Origin of the sequence: Rothia nasimurium, assembly GCF_049068285.1 — a bacterium.
GTDB lineage: Bacteria > Actinomycetota > Actinomycetes > Actinomycetales > Micrococcaceae > Rothia > Rothia nasimurium_I.
Genome location: NZ_JBLKPV010000003.1, coordinates 53,292 through 75,205, shown reverse-complemented (window position 1 = coordinate 75,205; position 21,914 = coordinate 53,292). Strand labels below are relative to the sequence as shown.

Below are 21,914 nucleotides of genomic sequence, written 5' to 3'. Positions count from 1 at the left end.
CCCTACCCGAGGCTTTGCCCGGGCTCACTTACCCGTCCGGGCCCACTTACCCGAGGCTTTGCCCGGGCCCACTTACCCGTGCGGGCTTACTTTCCTTGGGCCTTCGCTACGGCTTCGGCTACTACGCGGGCGTAGACGGTGAGGCCCTCATTGTGGGGGTGGACGCCGTCAGAGACGAGGTATTCGGGGTGGCCCTTGGCTGCGGCCTGCCAGTCGGCTACGAAGACCTGGTCTGGGTTCTGGGCTGCGAAGCTACGGATCATCTGGTTGGAAGGCTCGATCCAGGTGAGGTTGGCCGGGCCAACACCGGTGACCAGCACAATCTTGCGCTCGCCTACAGTCTTCTTGAGCTCTTCAAGCTGGCCTGCTGAGAAGGTGGAGTTGGCGGTCACTGACAGTACCAGCACCTCGCGCAGGTCCCCGCTGGCCTCAAGCTGGGCGACGATGGGCAGGGCAGCTGAGCTGTTGCGGGAAACTTCAGCGTTGACGATGGCCTGGGGCATTGCTTCTGCCAGGGCGATGGAAGAGGCAAGGGTGACGGAGTCGCCCACGATGGTGACCTGGTCGCTGGCGGTTGCGGGGTAGCTAGGGGCAGCCGGTGCACTGGCTGTAGCGCTGGCTACCGGTTCCTGGTCGCTGGGGGTAGCTGTTTCGGTGGCTGTGGGGCCGGGGCTGGCTTCAGCTGTGGGAGTAGCGTCACCTGCGGTAGCTTCTTCGGTCGGTGTCGGGCTGGGTTGGACGGCGGCCGCACCGGCTGCGACGACGGCTTCAGCCTGGGTCATGCTGGGGGCGGTGCGGATGGCGAAAACTGTGGTGATGAGGGTGATACCGGCTAGGGCGGCAGCAGCAATGGGGAAGGCCCGTCCGGTGGGGGCGATGATGGCGTTGAACCAGGCGGTCAGGGCCCCGCGGAAGCCGAGGCGTCGCACGGGCTGTTCTACGAACATGTAGGAGAGCCCGGCGATGATGAAGGTCAGGAGCATGACCCCGGCATTGATCCAGGGGGAGCGGTTGGCTCCGAAGATGTAGTGGGCAAGGACGGCTAGGGGCCAGTGCCAGAGGTAGATGCCGTAGGATCGTTGGCCGATCCAGACGAGGGGGCCGAGGGAGAGGAGGTCCCGGTAGATGTTGGCTAGGGGGCCGCGGACGTCGGGCAGGAGGGCTTGGATCATGCCGAAGCCTAGGAGGGAGCCGAGCAACAGTCCCCAGGGCATGAGCCAGGGGGTGTGGTCTGAGAGGAGTAGGGCCAGGGGGATGACGGCGATGAGGCTGGCCCAGCCGGTTACTTGGCGGAAGAAGCCGAGGGGCCCGTGGCCATAGCCGACGATAGGATAGAGGCGGTCGTCGGTGGGCGGGTACATGGACCAGGGAAGCAGCATGGCTAGCAGGACGCCCAGCATGAGGCCGAAGAGGTGGGTGTCGGTGCCGTAGTAGAGGCGGGTTGAGGAGGCCCCGAGCAGGTCCATGATGACCGCCAGCAAGACTGAGACTAGCCCGATAGCTGCCGGTACGAGGGCCCGGCGCGACCACTGGGAGGTGAACATGAAGACGAAGACCATCACCACTGGCCAGAAGAAGTAGAACTGTTCTTCTACCGCCAGGGACCAGAAGTTGGTCATGAGTTCTGGGGTGGTTTGGGCGAAGTAGTCGTTCCCGGCAAGGACGAGCAACCAGTTGGAGGAGTAGGTGAAGACACCGAGTATCTGACGGCCGAGATCAACGTGGGCGTCCCCGCCGACGATAAGGGCCAGGGGGGCAACCACCAGGGTGAGGAGGGCGAAGGCCGGTACCAGGCGGCGTAGACGGCGCACCCAGAAGGAGATGATGTCCATCTTGCCGGTGTAGGCCCCTTCGCGCAGGAGCAGGGCGGTGATGAGGTAGCCGGAGATGACGAAGAAGATATCGACACCGATCATGCCACCGGGTAGATGCTGGGGCCAGAAATGGTAGACCAGCACAAGGAGCACCGCGATGGCGCGGATACCGTCTAGCCCCCGGAGGGTATAGCGCCGTTGGCCCTCGTGGGGGTGAACAGCGGAGTAAAAAACGTGGTCGTCTTTCATGGGTCCTTCGGGGGTGGAGTAGGTGGAAGGTGCCGGGTGGTCCCCTAATAGTTTAGGGGGAATTGCTGATTTTATGGTGGCACTACCTACTGCTGTTCTGGTGAGGGCTGGCACCCGGGTAGGGCGGAACGTCCCCGCGTGTATTTCGTATGGTGGAATGTTTGGCCCTGTATGACGGGGGCGGACGCGGACGCGGTGGGTTTGGCATGCGTCACCTGCTGGGTTTTGGCTAGAGTAGGGGGAAGTGGCGCAGGCGGTGGCCGCCACGAGTTTCGCCCCGCCAGGTGCCCGTCCAGCTGGGAATAGTTGGGCAGCGTCCTACAGATTTGAGACCGTGAAGGGTTGTGGAACCTTGAGTAAGGTGTGGAAAGTAGCTGTTGTCGGTGCTGCCGGCCGGATGGGATCTGAGGCTGTGAAGGCTGTGAATACCGCCGCCGATATGGATTTGGTGGTTGCCCTGGGCAATGGGGATTCTCTGGATTTGCTGGTTGACTACGGGGCTGAGGTCATGATTGATTTGACTGTCCCGGCCGCTACCGAGGCGAATGTGCGTTTTGCGGTGGAGAACGGTATCCACGCTGTGGTGGGTACAACCGGCTGGAATGAGGAACGGCTAGCTGCCCTGGAGGCTACCTTGGCTGAGCACCCGGAGGTTGGTGTTTTGATTGCCCCCAACTTTGCGATTGGTTCTTTGCTGGCAACGGAGTTCGCTGCCAAGGCCGCCCGGTTCTTTGAGTCGGTTGAGGTGATTGAGATGCACCATCCCAATAAGGTTGATGCGCCCTCGGGCACTGCCGTCCATACTGCCAAGAAGATTGGGGAGGCCCGGGCTGCTGCTGGTGTTCCTGAGTCTCCTGATGCAACGGAAACGGATGAGGGTGGCTCCCGCGGGGCTAAGGTCGCCGGGGTGAACGTCCATGCTGTGCGCCTGCGCGGTTTGACTGCCCACCAAGAAATCCTGCTGGGCGATGCCGGTCAGCAGCTGGTAATCCGCCACGATTCCTTCGACCGCAGCAGCTTCATGCCCGGCGTCCTGCTGGGCGTGCGCCAGGTGGCTGCCCACCCGGGGCTGACAGTCGGTCTTGATAACTACCTGGATCTCTCCTAGCCCATGTCCTCCCTGCGTCTTTTTGTAGCGGCTGCCATCACCCTGGCTGTCTTGACGGTGCTGATCCTGCCCCTGCCCTTGGGAACCCGCCTCTTCCTCCTGGCTGTTGGGGTGTTCTGCGCGGTTTTTATCGCTGTGGACGCAGGGGGCCGCGGCAGGATCTTTGCCGGGCTGGTGACCGTCGCCCTGGCCCTTTATTTAGCGCTGACGGCCCAGCGGGGCGTCCTCATCATGCAGGAAGCTGGACTCGTTGGTATGGTGCTTGGCCTGGCCCTTATCGTCCTGCCCATCCTGGGTGCCTGGGCCATGATTCGGGAAATCATTTTTGGATCCCGCACCCAGGCCCTGGGCTCTGAGCTTGCAGCTACCGGTGAATTACCAGAAGATAACCTGCCCCGGTCCGCATCCGGGCGGATCGACCGCGCTGCTGCAGACGCCCAGTTTGCCGCCTATGCCCAGGCCGCAGAAGAAGAACCCGACAACTGGAAAAACTGGTTCCGGCTTTCTTTAGCCTATGACGCCTCCGGGGACCGAAAACGGGCCCGCAAGGCGATGCGAACAGCTATCGCCCTCCACCGGGGTAAACCCCTGACCAAGGCCAGTATCTAGGGCCCCAGGCCATCTTTCACCACCTATTTTGAGGTAGCTCACCCTAATCCTCCAACGCAGATAAGGTAACGTAGTAGATATGTCTCAGACCGCACAGACCACCGTACCCACCGCAGAACCCATCTTCGGGCGTCTGCTGACCGCCATGGTCACCCCCTTCACCGCTACCGGCGACGTCGATGAAGCCGCAACCGCAGCTCTTGCCACCAACCTGGTAGACCGGGGCCATGACGGCCTGATTGTGTGCGGCACCACCGGTGAATACTCCACCATGACCGACGAAGAAAACGAGCGGGTTTTCCGCATCGTCAAGGACGCTGTCGGTGACCGGGCCAAGATTGTTGCTGGCGTTGGTTCTAACGACACCGCCCACACCCTGCATTTGGCCTCCCGGGCCGAAGCGGTAGGCGTCGACGGCCTGCTGGTGGTCACCCCCTACTACAACAAGCCCACCCAGACCGGCCTAGAAGCCCACTTCCGCACTGTCGCTGACGCGGTCAAGACCCCCGTCATGCTCTACGACATCCCCGGCCGAGCTGGCATCCCCATCACCCCTGCGGTCTACCGCAACCTGGCCAGCCACGAGAACGTAGTGGCCGTGAAGGACGCCAAGGCTGACTTCACCGCAGCCACCGAGGTCATGGAAACCACCGACCTGGCCTACTACTCCGGCGACGACGGCCTCACCCTGCCTTGGATGGCCATGGGCGCTGCCGGCCTTGTAGGCGTTACCTCCCATGTTGCCCCCGAACTTTTCCGCAAGCTCATTGACGCTGTGGTAGCCGGGGACCTTGCAAGCGCCCAGAAACTGCACCTGGATTTGGCCCCCGTCGTCCGCGCCACCATGAGCCGCGTCCCCGGTTGTGTTGCCGCCAAGCAGATCCTCACCTGGCAGGGAATCCTCGACTCGGCAGCCGTCCGCCTGCCCCACGTCGAGGCCACCGCAGACGAAGCCGCCCTCATGCGGGCAGACCTGGCTGATTCAGTCATCGCTGAAACCCTGGCCAAGTAAAGAATTTATCGCGGGTACCCTGCGGGCTGATCCCAAAATCCACGCTGATTTTGGGACAGCCCGCTTGCCCGTATTGAGTAAAAACACTATCTACAGAAAAGGGACCACATGCAAACAGTGACCTCACCCCATCTTCCTCCCAAGCTCAAGAAAGACACCCTCCGCGTGGTGCCCCTGGGCGGCCTCGGCGAAGTTGGCCGTAACATGACCGTCTACGAAATCAACGGCAAGCTCCTGGTGGTGGACTGCGGTGTGCTCTTCCCCGAAGAATCCCAGCCCGGCGTGGATCTGATCCTGCCTGACCTCAACTACATCAAGGACCGCCTGCAGGACATCGTGGCGATTGTGCTCACCCACGGCCACGAAGACCACATTGGCGCCGTCCCCTACCTGCTCCGTATGCGCCCCGACATCCCCCTGGTGGGCTCCCAGCTGACCCTGGCCCTGGTTGAGGCCAAGCTGCAGGAACACCGGATCAAGCCCTACACCATGGACGTCGTTGAAGGCCAGGTAGAGCGCTTTGGCCCCTTCGAATGCGAGTTCGTAGCCGTCAACCACTCCATTCCGGACGCCCTGGCCGTCTTTATCCGCACCAAGGCCGGCAAGGTCCTGCACACCGGTGACTTCAAGATGGACCAGCTGCCCCTGGACGGCCGCCTGACCGACCTGCGCCACTTCGCCCGCCTGGGTGAAGAGGGCATCGACCTCTTCCTGCCGGACTCCACGAACGCTGAAGTCCCCGGCTTCACCCCGACCGAAAAGAATATCGGCCCGGTGATCTCCAACGTCATGCGCGACGCTAAGCGCCGCGTGATTGTCGCTTCCTTCTCCTCCCACGTCCACCGCGTCCAGCAGGTCCTGGACGCCGCCGAAGAGCGCGGCCGCAAGGTTGTGCTGGTGGGTCGCTCCATGGTCCGCAACATGACGATCGCCGAGAAGCTGGGCTACCTGAAGGTGCCCGCCGGTATCCTGGTTGACCTCAAGAAGGTCGATGACTACCGCCCCGAGCAGATCGTCATGATGTGTACCGGCTCCCAGGGCGAGCCTATGGCAGCCCTCTCCCGCATGGCGAACGGTGACCACAAGATCCAGGTGGAAAAGGGTGACACTATCATCCTGGCCTCCTCTCTGATTCCCGGTAATGAAACCTCCGTCTACCGCGTCATTAACGGCCTCATGAAGCTGGGCGCCAACGTCGTCCATAAGGGAAATGCCAAGGTCCACGTTTCTGGACACGCAGCTGCCGGTGAATTGCTCTACTGCTACAACATCCTGCAGCCCAAGAACGTCATGCCCGTCCACGGCGAAGTCCGTCACCTGCTGGCCTCCGGCAAGCTGGCCATTGAGACCGGTATCAACCCCAACCGCGTCCTCATCGGCGATTCTGGCACTGTTGTAGACCTGCGCAACGGCCGGGCTGACATCGTTGGCCAGGTTCCCTGCGAGTACGTCTACGTTGATGGCAAGTCTGTCGGCCACGTCACCGAGGACGACCTCAAGGACCGCCGGGTTCTGGGCGAAGAGGGCTTCGTCTCTATCGTCACCGTGGTGGACCGTGCCACCAAGCGCGTGGTCACCGGCCCGGATATTCACGCCCGCGGTATTGCCGAGAACGATTCCGTCTTCGATGACATCACCCCCAAGATCACAGCAGCCCTGGAGGACGCCCTACACCGGGCACCCGAGCGGGTCCACACCACCCACCAACTGCAGCAGATCGTCCGCCGCACCATGGGGGCCTGGGTAGCCCGCCGCCTGCGCCGGAAGCCCATGATCGTGCCCGTGGTGATTGAAACCCACACCCCCGAAGCCGACGGCAACTAGCACAACCTACCCGGCGGCAGTTCATTCTGCCGCCGGGTAAGCTATTTAACGAATCGCTCCACTAAATCAGTATTGGGAAGAATGGCTCCGAGAAAGTCTGCACCAAAGAAATCTTCTGCCGCCCGGTCAGCTCCCCGTGCCTCGGGGGGTCGCTCAGCTGCACCCGCCCGCCGGAAAGGCACCTCTCAAAAGGCTGCCGTGCCCCAGGAAAGTAACGTTCTGATTCGGGCTATCGTTGGTGCCTGGCAGTCCCTGGCCTATATCGTGGGCGGGGCTGTGCGCCGAATGGGTGAGCTCCGCACCGATATTGAACTGCACGAGCGCCGCGACGGTGGTGCCCTGCTGGTGCTGGCCATCGGTATCTTGACCGCAGCTGTTGAATGGTGGGGCTGGAGGGCCGATCCGGCCACCCTGCGCTGGTATGAACTGCCCCTGCACTGGTGGCATGTGGCTGTGGGCGGTCTCTTTGGCCAGGGTGCCCTGCTGATTCCTATCCTCTGCCTGATTTTTTCCATCCGGATCTTCCGGCACCCGCTTGATATCCGCTCCAACAACCGCATTGCTGTTGGTTTTACCGCTATGACGGTCTCGGCTTCCCTCATGGGCGCAAAAGTGGCCGGATACCCCACTTTCTCAAGCTCCTTTGAAGAATTCTGGGGCGGCGGCGGTACCATCGGCGTCCTCCTGGGTACCCCCATGAGCCGGATTGTCGGTGGGGTTTCAGCCCTGGAATGGGTCATGATTGCCCTGGTCTTCTGCGGGGGCCTGCTGTGGGCAACCGACACCCCCCTGCGCCAGATTGGGCCTAAGCTGGTCTACATTTTTGGTCTACTGCTGGGGGAGCGGCCTGACGGTAGCGTCCAGGACGCCGGCCGTCCCTCCCGGGCCAGGAAAGCCCGGGCGCAGGACGAGGCTGAAACCCGCGTCATCGAGGACGAACACGACCGCTCCTACCTCTATGACGATGAGGACGAGCCCTCCCCGTCTCCCCGGCGGGCCCGCGGTGGCCTGCTGGGCTGGTTAGGATTCGGGTCAGGTTCCCGGGAAGCAAGCGATAGCCGCTTGGATAGCTACGAAGCTGATGAGGCCTACCAGAGCCCGGTGGTCCACGATCCTGCTCCTGAGACCACCCAGCTAGACCGGGTGGAGCCTACCCCGGCCCGTCCTGCCCGTTCAGCCCGACCGGCTGAGGCCTTTGACGTAGAGGCTCCTCGCAAGCAGACCCGGCGTCAGAAGAAGGCAGCTGAGCAGGCTGCCAAGAAACAGGGCACCCTCTTTGACCAGGGGGCTTGGGAGGAAGAAAGCTCCTCAGACGCCCCGGCCCAGCGCCTTGAACAGGCCCGGAAACTTGCTTCTGACCAGGGCTATTCCCCTGAATCTCAGGCGGAACCTGAGACTCCTGAGGATGTCCTCGACCAAGACATCGAGAGCTTCGATGACCTTCAGCCGGTTGAACCGTCCCCCAGCCGCAGCTGGGCAGACACCCGCGAGGCCGCAGGAACCCGTCCTGCCCCCTCGTCTACCTCAGCACACCTGGGAGCTGCCCTCACCGGGGCAGCAGCCAGTGCGGCTGCTCCCAAGCCTGGCGCCCCGGCTACCCCTGCCCCCGCTGCCCGTCCGGCTCCCCGTCTGCAAAACAACACCGTGGCTGAAACTGCCGAGCAGCCCCGGGGGGAGATGGTCGTAGAATCTTCCACCGGCACCTACACCCTACCCACCGAGTCCATGCTGGAAGCGGGCCCGCCGGCTAAGGAAAGCTCCGAAGCCAACGAGCAGGTGGTCGCTGCCCTCACCAACGTCCTCGAACAGTTCAATGTGGACGCTGAGGTCACCGGCTTCTCCCGCGGCCCGACCGTCACCCGCTACGAAATCGAGCTGGGCCCCGGCACCAAGGTGGAGCGTGTCACCGCCCTATCCAAGAACATCGCCTACGCCGTGGCCTCTGCCGACGTCCGTATCCTGTCGCCCATTCCGGGCAAGAGCGCAATCGGTATCGAAATCCCTAACACCGACCGTGAAATCGTGGTGCTGGGTGATGTGCTGCGCTCAGCCAAGGCCCACGCCACCGACCACCCCATGGTCATGGGCGTCGGTAAGGACGTCGAGGGCGGCTTTGTGATTGCCAATCTAGCCAAGATGCCCCACATGCTGGTGGCAGGTGCAACCGGTGCCGGTAAGTCCTCCTTCGTCAACTCAATGATCACCTCGATCCTCATGCGCTCGACCCCCGACCAGGTGCGCCTGATTATGGTTGACCCCAAGCGCGTGGAACTGACCGCCTATGAGGGTATTCCCCACCTGATTACCCCCATTATCACCAACCCCAAGAAGGCTGCCGAAGCCCTGCAATGGGTGGTACGGGAAATGGACGCCCGCTACGATGACCTGGCCCACTATGGCTACAAGCATGTGGACGACTTCAACAAGGCGGTCAAGGCCGGTAAGGTCCAGCCGGAGCCCGGTTCCCAGCGCACGGTCAAGCCCTACCCCTACCTGCTGGTGATTGTGGACGAGCTCGCCGACCTCATGATGGTGGCCCCGCGCGATGTGGAAGAGTCCATCGTCCGTATTACCCAGCTGGCGCGTGCTGCCGGTATCCACCTGGTGCTGGCAACCCAGCGTCCGTCCGTCGATGTGGTCACCGGCCTGATTAAGGCCAATGTGCCCTCCCGCATGGCTTTTGCCACCTCATCTGTTACCGATTCCCGCGTGGTCCTTGACCAGCCCGGGGCTGAAAAACTGATTGGCCAGGGTGACGCCCTCTTCCTACCCATGGGCGCTTCTAAGCCCATGCGTGTTCAGGGTGCCTGGGTAGGCGAATCTGAGATTCACGAGGTCGTAGAACACGTCAAGAAGCAGGCCCCGGCGGTCTACCGCGATGACGTTGTAGCCACCACCCAGGCCAAGAAAATTGACGACGACATCGGCGATGACCTGGATGATCTGCTGCGGGCAGCTGAACTGGTGGTCAACACTCAGTTTGGTTCTACCTCCATGCTGCAGCGCAAGCTGCGCGTGGGCTTTGCTAAGGCTGGCCGCCTCATGGACCTGCTCGAATCCCGCGAAGTCGTTGGCCCCTCAGAGGGGTCCAAAGCCCGTGACGTGCTCGTCCAGCCCGATGACCTGCCCGCTGTCCTGGCCAAGATCCGAGGCCAAGAGCCGCCACCTGCGCCCGACCCCGACCCCTACGGTGGGGACCCGGTAGCCTCCATGCACGCTGACGTCCCTGAAGCCGTTGATTACTACGACGACGACTCCGACGAAGGCAGCGAGGACGCCTGGAGCCTCACCGGCCGCTAAACCCCGCCCCAGCCCATCCCCACCCCAAGGAGTAGACATGGCCGAGCAGACCACCGCATCTAACTGGAACCTACCCAACGCACTGACTGCCCTGCGCATTCTCATGGTGCCCTTCTTCATCTGGGCCCTGTGGGCTGGCGGTGCCTACGGTGGGGTGGATTTGGCCCTGCGCTGGCTGGCAGCTGGTGTCTTTGTGGTGGCGATGATTACCGACTGGCTCGATGGATACCTGGCCCGTAAAAACAACCTGATTACCAGCTTCGGTAAAATCGCTGACCCTATCGCTGATAAGTTCCTCACCGGGGCAGCTTTTGTGGTGCTGTCCATGTTGGGGGAGCTGTGGTGGTGGGTGACCATCGTGATTCTGGTGCGCGAGTGGGGCATTACGATTATGCGCTTGTTTGTTATCAAGTACGGGGTAATGGCTGCTTCTAAGGGCGGTAAGCTCAAGACTGTTTTGCAGACCGTGGCCCTGGTGCTGATGATTCTGCCGCTCGGGCAGCTGGGTTCCTGGGCCCTGTGGCCGGGCTTCGTGCTCATGGCAGCTGTTGTGGTGGTGACCCTAGTGACCGGTGTTGACTATGTGATCAAGGCCGGCCAGCTCCGCCGCACCTACCTGGCCCAGACTGGTGCCGGTGAAAGGTAGGTTGCCCGTGAGTTTCGAAAAGCAGGGGCAGGACGCTGCTGCCCGTCTCCTTGCCGTGGCCCTAGACCACCGGGGGGCTGGGCAGGCGGCCCTGCTGGCCACTGCTGAATCGCTGACCGGCGGCATGGTGGGTTCCCTGCTGTGTTCTGTACCGGGTGCTTCGGCTGTCTACCGGGGTGGGGTAATCTCCTACGCCACCGAGGTCAAGGCTTCTGTGCTGGGCGTTGATGCTGACCTACTTGCTGAGCGGGGGGCTGTTGATCCCGATGTCGCCTTGGCTATGGCTGCTGGTGCAGCCCGGGTCTGCGGGGCTGATTACGGGGTGGCAACAACCGGGGCGGCGGGGCCTGAGCCTGCAGACGGGAAGCCGGTGGGCAGGGTCTATCTTGCGGTGAGCGGGATCCGGGGGCAGGTCGTCCTGGAGAAAAACTACCGGGGGAGTCGGGCAGAAATCCGGGCCCAGGCTGCCCGTGATGCCCTGATTCTTCTGGCTGACGTGCTGGAGGGAAAAGCCTGCTAGGTGCCCGGAAAACTCCCAGAAAATATTCAGATGAATTTTTCAGGTTCTCGGGAATGAAAACACAGCTAGGTAGGTTTAGATAGACGTAACGTGAAAAACGTCAGTAAACGACTTATTTCGCACTCTTAGCTGACGACTGCTAAAAGATAGGCTAGGCTAGGAGCCAAGAGCCCTGATTCTATCCAGGGCACAAGCACCAAGGAGATTGGTATAACAATGACTAAGCAGCCCGTATCCGTGAACGGTGTCGTCCGTTGGAAGGATGTGGGTCAGACTGAAAATGCTGCCCCCACCCAAGACACCGGCAAGGTCCTGCTTCTTCGCCACGCAATTGGTGAAGTGCTGCGTGATGTCCGTCAGCGCCAGGGTCGTACCCTTCGTGAGGTTTCACATTCTGCCCGCGTGTCCCTGGGGTATCTGAGCGAAGTTGAGCGCGGTCAGAAAGAGGCTTCTTCTGAGCTTCTGGCCTCCATCTGCCAGGCCCTGAATATTACTCTGTCAGCCATGCTGGCTGAAGTTTCGGGCCGGATGGCTGTTGAAGAGGGCTTCTCTGTTCCCGATACTGTGCCCGCTGAATTTTCAGAGCAGTTCAAGCGTGAATACGGTATTGCGGCAACCTCAAGCCGTGACATTCCCGGTCTTGAAGAGGCTGCTGCTGCCCGCTAAGGGTGACTAATTTTTGAGAGGGAGCTGGGCTGGTGCAGCCCGGCTCCTTTTGTTGTGGATGAGGAGTGCCGGTGAAGCTGAGTGAATTTTGGTTCGCGATGGAGCATGAGTTTGGTGCCGTCTATGCCCGGCACTTGGCCCGGGATTTGGTTCCTGGGGATTTTGGTGACCTGACGGTGCAAGAGGCCCTGGACGCCGGGATCGATGTGCGAAGTGTTTGGCTTGCTGTTTGTCGGGTTCAGGACGTTCCGCGAGAGAGGCAGTTGGGCCCGGATCTTGAGCCGAGGGGGTAGGGGCTGGTGGCCGCTGTCCCTGGGTTAGAAAATCTTTCCTAGTTAATAGAAAATGTGTTCGAATTGCGGTAGGATTGTGGATAAATAAGAGCGGCCGCCTGTCACACAGGGCGGTTATCCACAGATTTTCAGCTGTGGTGCGCCGAATGCTTAAAGTGTCAGGCACCCGTATTACCGTGGTAGGCAGAGAAAAGAACTCGCCGTCGCGATAAGAAATGAGGAACGTAAATGGCAGCGAAGACTCGCATGCAGTCCGTAGGTCAGGTCCCGGCTGAGGGCCGCGAAAAAGCCCTTGAGGCTGTACTGGCCCAGATTGACAAGAACTACGGCAAGGGCTCAGTGATGCGTCTGGGTGACCGTGAGGCAGCCCAGGTAGAAACTATCTCAACCGGTGCCCTGGCCCTGGATGCAGCCCTCGGTATCGGTGGCCTGCCCCGCGGCCGCGTCGTAGAGATTTACGGCCCTGAATCCTCAGGTAAAACCACTGTTGCCCTGCACGCTGTTGCAAACGTCCAGAAGGCTGGCGGTATTGCAGCCTTCATCGACGCTGAACACGCGCTTGACCCCGTCTACGCGGCCAAGCTCGGCGTCGATACCGACTCCCTCCTGGTCTCTCAGCCTGATACCGGTGAGCAGGCCCTGGAAATCATGGACATGCTGGTAGGGTCAGGCTCCATTGACCTCATTGTGGTTGACTCCGTGGCCGCCCTGGTGCCCCGCGCTGAAATTGAAGGCGAAATGGGCGATTCCCACGTTGGTCTGCAGGCCCGCCTGATGTCCCAGGCCCTGCGCAAGATCACCGGCCGCCTGTCAGCAACCAATACCACCGCTATCTTCATCAACCAGCTGCGCGAAAAGATCGGTGTCTTCTTCGGCTCTCCCGAAACCACCACCGGTGGTAAGGCCCTGAAGTTCTACGCCTCAGTGCGTATCGACATCCGCCGTATTGAAACCCTGAAGGACGGCGCTAACCCCATTGGCAACCGTACCCGGGCCAAGGTGGTCAAGAACAAGATGGCTCCCCCCTTCAAGCAGGCAGAATTCGACATCCTCTACGGTGAAGGTATCTCTGTTGAAGGCGGCATTCTTGATCTGGCCGTTGAGCACAATGTGGTCAAGAAGTCCGGTGCCTGGTTCACCTACGAGGGGGACCAGCTGGGCCAGGGCAAGGAAAATGTCCGTCGCTTCATGAAGGACAACCCTGAGCTGACCGAAGAAATCAAGTACAAGACCATGGTTAAGCTTGGCATTATCGAAGCTGACGAAGAGGAAGCCGATGAGGTTGAGCCCAGCACCTCAGTTGATCCGCTCGACGATATCTCTGAGAACTTCTAGTCACTGCCGCTAGCGAAGAGCCGCCACAACCGGGAAGGATTCCCGGCGGTGGCGGCTTTGGCCATGACACAGACAATAAATCGATGAGGGGGAGTATGAGCCGCGACCTGCCACCAACCGATTTTCTTTCTCCTGAGGAATACCCGGCCTGGCACCCCGCAGCCCAGGGGCTAGCTGAAGACCTACCCGGGGAAACTGGGGCGTACGCGAATGACAGGGTAGCTACTCCCTACACCGGCCAAGCTGAAGCAAGTGCCTCCAGCAGCCCCGGGCAGGCATCAAGCACCGGTGCCCCTGACCGGCAGGGCAAATACACCCGCCGCCGGAACCCCAACCTGAAAAAGGGCTTCCGTCGGCCCCCTGCCCGGTACGCGGCCAGTTCCCCCTTTGCCCCTGCAATTGGGGCGTCAGCACCCGAACATGAACCCCCGCAGCGCAAGCGCTCCCAGCCCATCTTCCGGGAGGGCTCAGCCCTCAACGAGCCAATTACTGATGAAGAAATGCTGGTGCAGGGAGTCACCCCCCTGCCCGAGAAACGGGGCCGGGGCGGAAAAGAGCCAGAAAGCGAATTCACGCGGGCAAAAAACATTGTGCTCAACCAGCTGGCAGCCTCACCCAAGTCCAGGGCCATGCTGGAGAAGAAGCTGGTTGAGAAGGACATCTCTCCCGAGGTCATCGAAGATATCCTGGCCCGCTTCGAGGCGGTCAACCTCATCAATGACGCCGAATTTGCTGAGGTTTTCGTGCGGACCCGCATGAATGTGAAGAAACTGTCCCGCTCAGCTATTCGCCGGGAGCTCAAGGCCAAGGGAGTGGAGGGGGAAGAGGCCGAGCTTGCCCTGGAACAGCGGACGGAGGACGATGAGCGGGCTGACGCCCACGAGCTGGTCCGAAAGAAATTGCGCCCCTCCATGAACCTGGCTGACCGTACTGAAAAGGAAAAGATCATGCGCCGTCTGGTGGCCATGTTGGGCCGCAAGGGGTACCCGGGCGGCCTGGCCTTTAGCGTGGTGCGCGAGGAGGTTGAGGCCTACGCTGCTGAGTTGGGCATTAGCTCAGAGGCCAGCTATTTCGACTAGCAAGGCAGGAACCAAAGGGGCGCCCCTTCCACTTTAAGAAGTGGATGGGGCGCCCCTTTTCTGTGGCAAGGTTAGCGTGATTGAGCCTGCTGGCAGATTAGGCCCAGCCGGTGGGTAGCAGGCCGAAAATGGCTGCCAGGGAGTAGATGAAGGCCACCACATAGGTGAGAATCAGCAGGCCCTGAATGACCGGGTGGGCCTGCCAGCTGACCTTCCACACCGGCTCCAGCTCGCCCTTTGTGCGGGCTGCACGGAGCATGAGAACGGGCAGGATGGACATGGCTGCCCCGGCAAAGCCACCGGCGTAAGAGAGCGCTGAGACGAAGCCACCAAGGCCAGCGATAGAGATGATCAGCGGGGGAAGGACGGTCAGGCCCACGGCTGCTAGTCGCAGGGGCCCGTGTTCTTCCCAGCGGGTGATATCGAGAATGTTCCGCATGGCGGTGTAGCCAATAGCCACAAAAGAAGTGAACATGGCAAGTAGAGCGAAGATGTTGGCCAGGTAGTAGGCGGCGGGGCCCAGGGCCTCACCCCAGGAGAGGGTGACAACTTCTGAGACCTGGTCGCCGAGAAGGCCCAGGGCGACGAAGGGGACCAGGGCCAGGGTGAAGCCGGTGGCTGCCATACCGCCGACGAGGGCGGTGGGGATGGCCTTGGGGTTGGTGTCTCCCAGTCCGCGCACGAGTTCGGGGACAACGTACTGGGCCATGAAGGTGAAGACGGCCAGGTTCATGATGGGGATGATGAAGAAGGGGTGCAGGATGAGTAGGTTCTCAAAGGTGATGCCTGGGCCGAGGATGGTCCAAAGGGATAGGGCCAGGATAATGGCTGCCATGCCTGCGGTGATGAGGCCTTCAACCATGCCGGTGGCGTGCAGGCCCTTGAACATGATGAAGGAGCCGAGGAAGAAGAAGATGAGGGTGCCGGCAAGGGGCGGGAGGCCGAGGAGGTTGCTGAGGAGGGAACCGGAGCCTGCTGCGTAGGCGATGAGGGCGCCGATGGAGTTGACCATGATGGCGGCGAAGATTACCCAGCGGCCGGCCTGGCCCAGGTATTTTTCAGCTAGGCCGGAGAGCTGCAGGGGTTCTTTGGTGCGCTGGGAGACTTCTGCAATGTACATCATGGAGAAGGTGGTGAGAAGACCAGCGATGGTCAGGGCGATGGCGAGGGCTAGAAAGCCGCCGTTGCGGGCTGCGTAGGGCAGGCTGAGGATGCCGGCACCGATGTTGGTGCCGAAGATCAGGGCGATACCCTGCATGACGCTGAGCGTCGGGGCTGGGCGCTGGTAGGGGGTCGTGGTTGACATGGAGGTCTTTCTTGAGTGTGGTGTGTTTGATTACCGCCCTTGATTGTACGCCCCTGTCAGCAGGGTAATGATTTGTTACGGGTGGGCTTGGGGGCCTTGGCCTGCTGTTTGCTCGGCCAGAATCGCGCGGATGGTGAGGTAGGCGGCGGCAAGGCGGGGGTCTGCGTCCATATCTGCCTGAGGAGTGGGGCAGATACGCCGGTAGAGCTCTTGGGCCACCCCGCGCCAGCTGGGGCTTTGAGCGGTGGCTGGTGGTAGGGGTCCTTCTGGCCAGGAGGGAAAGCCTAGGAGCATTTCTGCAAGGGGCAGGGCCCAGTGGTGGAGGCAGGTCCCTTCGGCGTCGATTCCCCGAACCGGCAGGGGTAAGGACGGCCCCGCCCCGGCTCCTGGGGGTGGGGTCGGGAGGGTAACGAGCAGGTTAGCCGGAGAAAAATCGCCGGACGACAGCACCCTCTCACTCGGTGCCGGATAGATGATACTCGCCACGGCCCGCTCCATGTGCGCGAATTCCGCCGAGCCCACCGCAACTCCTTGCCGCTCAGCCAGCAGGTGCAGGCCCTTAAAGGCCAGTTGGGGTGAGGGCAGAGAGCCCGGGGCGGACGCCCGGGCATCGGCACGTGCAAGCTCAGCTGAGAAAGAGGCCTGGGTGGTTGCCTGGGCAGGTGAGCTGAGAATACTAGCCCAGGTATCTGCCCAAGCGGTCAGGGCCTGGTGGGGGGTGGCGTCCGCCCCGGTAGAGAGCATCAGATCTCCCAAGCTGACAGGGGAGGGGCTGCCGGAGACGTCCTCAAGGATGAGGAGTCGGTGCTCATCATCTGCTGTGAGAAGCTGAGGGTAGAGCCCTGGCATAAGCTCCGCTAGGGCGGGCAAGCCGTGCTTTTCCCGCAGGTAGCCAAAGCCTCCAGAGTTGGTCGCAGAGTCCCTGCGTCGAAAATACTTGAGGACGGCCGTCCGCCCCCGGGGTGCTGGCAGGGCAGGTCCTGCCCAGGTGACCCTGACCACCACCGACCGCATACCGGCTGAAAGAACCTCAGCGGCTGCAACCTGGCGTCCTGCCTGCAAGGAAGCCTGATGTAACACATGGGTCAAGAGCCGCAAGAAGGCCGGGGACATCACCGGCTGATCAGTGGGCTTGGCCCTATAGGAAGAGGCCGCCTGCTGGGCCAGCTCGGCCAGGGGAGAAGAAAGGTCAGAGGGCATGTGCCCCATTATCGCCTATCTAGTAATCTAGTGGGGTGAGTATTGACGTGAACCCCGAAACCCAAGCCCCTACCATCGCAGAAGCAGAAGCTCCTGAATCTGGCCCCCAGCGCACCTACGAGGTGCGTACCTTCGGCTGCCAGATGAACGTCCACGATTCAGAGCGCATGAGTGGCCTGCTTGAAGCGAATGGCTATGTGCCTGCTGAAGAAGGCTCCACCCCCGACCTGGTGGTCTTCAACACCTGTGCTGTGCGCGAGAACGCCGATAATAAGCTCTACGGCAACCTGGGCCAGCTTGCCCCGGTCAAGCGCGAGAACGAGGGCATGCAGATCGCTGTAGGTGGCTGCCTGGCGCAGAAAGACCAGGACACCATCTTGAAGAAGGCTCCCTGGGTTGATGTGGTTTTCGGTACCCACAACATCGGTTCCCTCCCTGCCCTGCTGGAGCGGGCCCGTCACAACCATGAAGCCCAGGCCGAACTCCTAGAATCGCTGGAGGTCTTCCCCTCCACCCTGCCGACCAAGCGTGACCACGTCTACTCGGGGTGGGTCTCTATCTCGGTGGGCTGCAACAATACCTGTACCTTCTGTATCGTGCCCTCCCTGCGCGGTAAGGAAAACGACCGCCGCCCCGGCGAGATCCTGGCAGAAGTGCAGGCCCTGGTGGACGACGGCGCGATTGAGGTGACCCTGCTGGGCCAAAACGTCAACTCCTACGGGGTGGCCTTTGGCGACCGCCAGGCCTTCTCCAAGCTACTGCGGGCCTGCGGTGAGATTGAGGGGCTAGAACGCGTCCGCTTCACCTCCCCCCACCCGGCCATGTTCACCGACGACGTCATTGACGCTATGGCCGAGACCCCCAACGTCATGCCCGTGCTGCACATGCCCCTGCAGTCCGGCTCTGACAAGGTGCTTAAAGACATGAAGCGGTCCTACCGCTCCAAGAAGTTCCTGGGCATTCTGGAAAAGGTACGCGAGCGTATTCCCGAGGCCGTCATCACCACCGATATCATCGTGGGCTTCCCCGGCGAGACTGAGGAGGACTTCCAAGAGACCCTGCGGGTGGTCGAAGAAGCCCGCTTCTCATCGGCCTTTACCTTCCAGTACTCGATCCGCCCCGGCACCCCGGCAGCTACCATGCCCAACCAGGTGCCTAAGGCTGTGGTGCAGGAGCGTTACGAGCGCCTGATTGCCTTACAAGACCGCATTGCCGGTGAAGAGAACCGCAAGCAACTGGGTAAGACCGTGGAGCTGATGGTCACCGCAGAATCTGGCCGCAAGGCTGAAGAAACCGGCCGCCTGTCGGGCCGGGCCCGCGACCAGCGCCTGGTCCACTTCACCGTGCCTGAAGGCTGCGAGGTGCCCCGCCCCGGCGACCTGGTCACCCTGCCCATTACCGAAGCTGGCTCCTTCCACCTGATCTCCGATCCCACGGCAGACCAGTACTCGGTACGCCGCTCCCGCGCCGGTGACGCCTGGGACCGTGCCCAGGCTGACTCCTGCGGCACAGGCACCACCCAGGTGCCCGGCAGCCCCGTATCCCTGGGTTTCCCCACCTTCAAGCCCGCCCTCTAAGCTGTGGTTGAGAAGGACGCCGGCAGCAGCCCCCTGCCCATTATTGCCGTGGTGGGCCCCACCGGCTCAGGCAAGAGTGCCCTGGCCATTGAGCTGGCGCTGGCTCTAGGCGGGGAGTGCGTCAACGCCGACTCCATGCAGTTCTACCGGGGCATGAATATCGGTACCGCCAAGGTCACCGCCGAGGAAATGCGCGGGGTACCCCACCACCTGCTCGATACCCTCGATGTGACTGAAGAAGCCTCGGTGGCAACCTTCCAAGCCCAAGCCCGGCAGATCTTCGATGAGATTCGCGCTCGCGGGAACTACCCGATTCTGGTGGGCGGCTCGGGCCTCTACGTGCGTGCCGCCCTGGATGTCTTGGAGTTTCCCGACACCGACCCGGCTGTGCGGTCCCGGCTGGAAGCTGAGCTGGCGGCGTCCGGCCCCTGCCCCCTGCTGGATCGCCTGCGGGAGGTTGACCCCGAATCTGCCGAGCGGGTGAAGGACGACCGCCGCCTGGTGCGCGCCCTGGAGGTCTTTGAGGTGACCGGCCGCCCCTTCTCGTCCTTCATGCCCACCCGCACCTACTACCAGCCTGCCCTGCAAATCGGGCTCAACGGTGACCGCGCCCAGCTGCACCAGCGGCTGCACGAGCGGGTAGTTGCTATGGAAGAAGCCGGTCTGCTAGCCGAGGTAGAGGCCCTTGAAGCTCAGGGGCTCAGAGAGGGCAAGACCGCCCCGGCCGCTATCGGCTACCGGGAGTTCCTCAAGGTTCTGGACGCTACCCGCGGCCACCTGCCGGAGGGGCAGGAATATTCTGTGGCCCAGGCCGTTGACGATACCGTGACCGCCACCCGCCAGTTCGCCCGCCGCCAGCTTACCTGGTTTAGGGCAGATCCCCGGGTTACCTGGTTCGACTGGGCAGACCCGGACCTTACCGCCCGGGCCCTTGCCCACATCAGCACCTCTACCAGCACCCCAGCTGCTTCAGACCAGTAGACTAAAAAGCAAACCTACCGCAGAAAGGGAGCCCCATGGCCGTCCACCCTGAACCTGTTACCCCCGTCTGGGGCGACCTCACCGGCAAAACCCTCACCAAGGGCCAAGCAACCGGCAACGACTTTATTTTCGTCACCGACCCCACCGCCGCTCTCGACCTCTCCGAAGAGCTCATTGCCCGCGTTGCCGACCGCCACTTCGGTATCGGGGCTGACGGCTTTATCCGGGCCGTCAAGACCGAGAACCTGCCCGACTACGCCCACCTGCTTACCGAAGCCCCCGAAGCTACCTGGTTCATGGACTACCGCAACGGGGACGGGTCTATCGCAGAGATGTGCGGCAACGGGGTCCGTGCTTTTGTTGACTACCTCATCACCGAGCAGCTGATTACCCTCAACCAGGGGGAGCTGCTGAAGATTGGCACCCGCGCCGGGGTCAAGACCGTCGCTCGAACCGATACCGGCTACGCCATTGATATGGGCCCCTGGGGCTTTATCCACGGTGAGGACGCCCGCGCCAAGAACTCGGACTCAGAAGTAACTGCCGCCGGGCTCAATACCCCGCGTGAAGCCCTCTCCATCACCATGGGCAACCCCCACACTGTCGTCATGCTCGGCACCGACGAAAAACTTGACGGCCTCAACCTGACTGAAGCACCTGAAGTCACCCCCGTGCCGGAGAACGGCACCAACGTCGAGTTTGTCGTCCCTGAAACTATCTCCCCGGAGGACGGGGACCCGGCTACCGAGAACATTGGGATTATCCGCATGCGCGTCCATGAGCGCGGTGTGGGTGAAACCCTCTCCTGCGGTACCGGTGCCTGCGCTGCTGCCGCTGCCACCCGCTTCTGGGGTGGGGCAACCGCCCCGGACGAGTGGGTTGTGCACGTTCCCGGTGGCACCCTGGCTGTCACCTTCGTGACCGGCCCTGACGACCTTGAACACGTGGTTTTGGCTGGCCCTGCTGCCATGACCGGCAAGGTTCTGCTGGGTTAAATGACTGAAAGAAGAGAAAACTCCCGGGAACTGTGGAACGAGATTTACTCCGAGCGGGAGCAGATGTGGTCGGGCAAGCCCAACGCTTCCCTGGTCACCCTCATCGGTAATCGGGCGCCCAGCACCGTCCTCGATCTTGGCTGCGGTGAAGGTGGGGACGTGCTCTGGCTGGCCGCTGGCGGCTGGCAGGCTACCGGGATTGACATTTCGGACGTTGCGGTAGGGCGGGCCCGTGACCGGGCGGCGACTGAGGGGCTGGAGGCTACCTTTATCGACGCTGACCTCACCGACTGGACAACTGACCAGCGCTTTGACCTGATTATCACCAGCTTCTTGCAGTCTCACGCTGACTTTGATCGGATCCCCCTGCTATCTGCTGCCTTGAATCTGCTGGCCCCCGGCGGTGAGCTCATCTCGGTGGCCCACGCCGGTGCCCCCTCCTTCGCTGACCCTGAGGACGCCCGCAAGCACAGGGCCCGCATGGTAGAGGCCAGTGAAGAGGCCCGAGTCCTTGCTGACGGCCGTGACGATATTGAGGTTGTGCTCGCTGAAGAGTGGACTCGGGATATCACCTCACCTGCAGGTGAACCTGCAACCATACCCGATGCGGTGATGGTGCTCAGGAAAAACGGCTAGCCGAGCAGATGACCTACTGAGAGGCAGAGGCATGCTGGCAGCCCGTTGGCTTGGGGCTGGCGTGAATCGCGACTGAGCGAAGCTGCGAGAGGGCCGACGGGCAGAAGTATGCCCTTGCCTCTCTTACGTGTACGAGCTGAAAAGCTATTCCGGGCGACGTACCTCAAGAATACGGAAGCCCTTGGAAGTGGCATATCGGCCTACCTCTAGCTCAGGGAACTGTTCAGCCAGCCATTTCTGCAGGGAATCGGAGCCCAGGTTCTTCTGCACGACCAGGTAGGCGGCACCCCCGGGGGCCAGGCGGGGCAGCCAGGTGCGCATAATGCCGTGCAGGACGTCCTTGCCCACCCGGATAGGCGGGTTAGACCAGATCGTGTCAAAGGTCAGAGCCTCATCGAGCCCCTCGGGGGAGGATACCGTCACGTTACCCAGCCCCAGCCGCTCAGCGTTCATCTCGGTGAGCTTGGCTGATCGGGAGTTAACCTCAACCCCGTAGACCTGGGCCTCGGGCGCCGCCATGGCTAGGGACAGGGTAATGGGGCCCCAGCCACAGCCGATATCGAGTAGGCGCGTCCCCTGCGGCTCGGGGGCCTCCTCCAGCAGAATCTTGGTGCCCTTATCGATTCCACCCGGGCTGAAGATACCGGGGGCAGTCAGCACCTGAACCTGGCGGCCACCTAACTCAACGGTCAAGGGCTGGGGGTTGAAGTCTCCGCTGGGGTTTTCCGAAAAATAGTGCGCGCTACTCATAAGCGTTCATTCTA

General features: G+C 61.9%; 19 protein-coding genes. 15 read left to right on the top strand and 4 right to left on the bottom strand.

The window, feature by feature from the left end; all coding sequences use genetic code 11:
- Positions 1 to 86 precede the first annotated feature (86 nt).
- Complete coding sequence (locus ACMXX3_RS03855) at positions 87 to 2,063, bottom strand: acyltransferase family protein (RefSeq protein ID WP_421083445.1); 1,977 nt, start codon at positions 2,061 to 2,063, stop codon at positions 87 to 89.
- A 352-nt stretch (positions 2,064 to 2,415) separates the two neighbouring features.
- Here ACMXX3_RS03855 and dapB point away from each other — a divergent pair, with 352 nt between their 5' ends.
- The 11 genes from dapB to ACMXX3_RS03800 all read left to right on the top strand — a co-directional run bounded on the left by dapB (position 2,416) and on the right by ACMXX3_RS03800 (position 14,455).
- Positions 2,416 to 3,171 (top strand): 4-hydroxy-tetrahydrodipicolinate reductase, encoded by a 756-nt coding sequence (gene dapB / locus ACMXX3_RS03850; protein WP_421083444.1) that lies wholly within the window; start codon positions 2,416 to 2,418, stop codon positions 3,169 to 3,171.
- Between the two features lie 3 nt (positions 3,172 to 3,174).
- On the top strand, positions 3,175 to 3,780 hold the full coding sequence (locus tag ACMXX3_RS03845; RefSeq protein WP_421083443.1) for a hypothetical protein: 606 nt from the start codon (positions 3,175 to 3,177) through the stop codon (positions 3,778 to 3,780).
- A gap of 79 nt (positions 3,781 to 3,859) precedes the next feature.
- The gene (gene dapA, locus ACMXX3_RS03840; RefSeq protein WP_421083442.1) at positions 3,860 to 4,792 is read left to right on the top strand and encodes a 4-hydroxy-tetrahydrodipicolinate synthase; all 933 of its coding nucleotides are present in this window, start codon (positions 3,860 to 3,862) and stop codon (positions 4,790 to 4,792) included.
- Positions 4,793 to 4,900: 108 nt separating this feature from the next.
- Positions 4,901 to 6,616: a ribonuclease J gene (locus ACMXX3_RS03835; protein ID WP_421083441.1), complete on the top strand. Its 1,716-nt coding sequence runs from the start codon at positions 4,901 to 4,903 to the stop codon at positions 6,614 to 6,616.
- An 81-nt stretch (positions 6,617 to 6,697) separates the two neighbouring features.
- Positions 6,698 to 9,916 (top strand): DNA translocase FtsK, encoded by a 3,219-nt coding sequence (locus ACMXX3_RS03830; protein ID WP_421083440.1) that lies wholly within the window; start codon positions 6,698 to 6,700, stop codon positions 9,914 to 9,916.
- Positions 9,917 to 9,953: 37 nt separating this feature from the next.
- Positions 9,954 to 10,562, top strand: a complete 609-nt coding sequence (pgsA, locus tag ACMXX3_RS03825; protein WP_421083439.1) for a CDP-diacylglycerol--glycerol-3-phosphate 3-phosphatidyltransferase — start codon at positions 9,954 to 9,956, stop codon at positions 10,560 to 10,562.
- A gap of 7 nt (positions 10,563 to 10,569) precedes the next feature.
- On the top strand, positions 10,570 to 11,082 hold the full coding sequence (locus ACMXX3_RS03820; RefSeq protein ID WP_421083438.1) for a CinA family protein: 513 nt from the start codon (positions 10,570 to 10,572) through the stop codon (positions 11,080 to 11,082).
- A 216-nt stretch (positions 11,083 to 11,298) separates the two neighbouring features.
- Positions 11,299 to 11,748 carry a helix-turn-helix domain-containing protein gene (locus ACMXX3_RS03815; RefSeq protein WP_421083437.1) on the top strand — a complete coding sequence of 150 codons (450 nt, stop codon included), beginning with the start codon at positions 11,299 to 11,301 and terminating at the stop codon, positions 11,746 to 11,748.
- A gap of 65 nt (positions 11,749 to 11,813) precedes the next feature.
- Entirely contained in the window at positions 11,814 to 12,041 is a 228-nt protein-coding gene (locus tag ACMXX3_RS03810) for a DUF3046 domain-containing protein (RefSeq protein WP_421083436.1), read from the top strand.
- Positions 12,042 to 12,269: 228 nt separating this feature from the next.
- Positions 12,270 to 13,376: a recombinase RecA gene (gene recA / locus ACMXX3_RS03805; protein ID WP_421083435.1), complete on the top strand. Its 1,107-nt coding sequence runs from the start codon at positions 12,270 to 12,272 to the stop codon at positions 13,374 to 13,376.
- A gap of 95 nt (positions 13,377 to 13,471) precedes the next feature.
- Positions 13,472 to 14,455 (top strand): regulatory protein RecX, encoded by a 984-nt coding sequence (locus tag ACMXX3_RS03800; RefSeq protein WP_421083434.1) that lies wholly within the window; start codon positions 13,472 to 13,474, stop codon positions 14,453 to 14,455.
- A 97-nt stretch (positions 14,456 to 14,552) separates the two neighbouring features.
- On the opposite strand, the gene ACMXX3_RS03795 is transcribed toward ACMXX3_RS03800, so the two are convergent.
- Together ACMXX3_RS03795 and ACMXX3_RS03790 are read right to left on the bottom strand one after the other, a co-directional pair.
- On the bottom strand, positions 14,553 to 15,761 hold the full coding sequence (locus ACMXX3_RS03795; protein ID WP_421083433.1) for an aromatic amino acid transport family protein: 1,209 nt from the start codon (positions 15,759 to 15,761) through the stop codon (positions 14,553 to 14,555).
- 75 nt (positions 15,762 to 15,836) lie between these two features.
- Positions 15,837 to 16,970: a hypothetical protein gene (locus tag ACMXX3_RS03790; protein ID WP_421083432.1), complete on the bottom strand. Its 1,134-nt coding sequence runs from the start codon at positions 16,968 to 16,970 to the stop codon at positions 15,837 to 15,839.
- A 65-nt stretch (positions 16,971 to 17,035) separates the two neighbouring features.
- Between ACMXX3_RS03790 and miaB the strand changes: the two genes are divergently transcribed.
- Genes miaB through ACMXX3_RS03770 form a run of 4 tightly spaced genes read left to right on the top strand, consistent with a single transcriptional unit; the run spans position 17,036 to position 21,150 of the window.
- Positions 17,036 to 18,538: a tRNA (N6-isopentenyl adenosine(37)-C2)-methylthiotransferase MiaB gene (gene miaB, locus ACMXX3_RS03785; RefSeq protein ID WP_421083583.1), complete on the top strand. Its 1,503-nt coding sequence runs from the start codon at positions 17,036 to 17,038 to the stop codon at positions 18,536 to 18,538.
- Positions 18,539 to 18,541: 3 nt separating this feature from the next.
- Positions 18,542 to 19,519 carry a tRNA (adenosine(37)-N6)-dimethylallyltransferase MiaA gene (gene miaA, locus ACMXX3_RS03780; protein ID WP_421083431.1) on the top strand — a complete coding sequence of 326 codons (978 nt, stop codon included), beginning with the start codon at positions 18,542 to 18,544 and terminating at the stop codon, positions 19,517 to 19,519.
- 35 nt (positions 19,520 to 19,554) lie between these two features.
- Positions 19,555 to 20,514, top strand: coding sequence for a diaminopimelate epimerase (gene dapF, locus ACMXX3_RS03775; protein ID WP_421083430.1), 960 nt, complete (start codon positions 19,555 to 19,557; stop codon positions 20,512 to 20,514).
- Positions 20,515 to 21,150, top strand: a complete 636-nt coding sequence (locus tag ACMXX3_RS03770; RefSeq protein WP_421083429.1) for a class I SAM-dependent methyltransferase — start codon at positions 20,515 to 20,517, stop codon at positions 21,148 to 21,150.
- Positions 21,151 to 21,294: 144 nt separating this feature from the next.
- Here ACMXX3_RS03770 and ACMXX3_RS03765 read toward each other — a convergent pair whose 3' ends face one another.
- Entirely contained in the window at positions 21,295 to 21,900 is a 606-nt protein-coding gene (locus ACMXX3_RS03765) for a class I SAM-dependent methyltransferase (RefSeq protein ID WP_421083428.1), read from the bottom strand.
- Between the last annotated feature and the right edge of the window lie 14 nt (positions 21,901 to 21,914).